We start from the raw sequence: 533 nt of genomic DNA, 5'->3' as shown, positions 1-533 counted from the left end.
AAACTGAGATTGCCGAGTGTAGTAAATCGTGTTGATGCATTTGTTATGCTGCTGATTTTAGAATAAATAACGAGCACCTAAGTAAATACCAGTTAAAGTTACGTTAACGTCTTCTATTTCTGTAAATGCAGCTCGATATCCTAAATTTAAATCTAAACCATATGGTAATCGAGTACCAATTTCAGCACCCAACTGATAACCCATTTCTTTTTTGGAATAGTTTGGACCAGCACTATCTTTAACGTCAATATCTATCTGACCAAGCCCTACCATTGGGGCGAAATAAATATTACCAAAATCATAGAGAACAAATAGTTTAGCCTTTGCATTAATGAAAAATGCATCTCCGTCAGAGCTTAACGATCCAGTGTTATCTATTCCACCAAATGTTCGATACTCAGCTTCAATGCTAGTTTTTACCACTCGATGCGTATCAAATTCATAACCTGCGACAAGGTTGTAACCTAAATCAGTTTGTTCTTCTGCTGATAAACTCCCCACTTTAAGCTCAATATTGTTAGCCACCGACAAAT

1 protein-coding gene is annotated in these 533 nt (G+C 36.4%); it reads right to left on the bottom strand.

The annotated features are described in order from the left end of the window. Positions 1 to 57 precede the first annotated feature (57 nt). Positions 58 to 533: outer membrane beta-barrel protein (locus tag PVK62_RS17515; RefSeq protein ID WP_274449509.1), on the bottom strand; the 476-nt coding region annotated here is incomplete at its 5' end.

This window comes from Aliivibrio sp. S3MY1, assembly GCF_028765575.1.
Lineage (GTDB): Bacteria > Pseudomonadota > Gammaproteobacteria > Enterobacterales > Vibrionaceae > Aliivibrio.
Note: the sequence above shows the minus strand (reverse complement) of the source record. Positions and strands in the feature narration are given on the sequence as shown.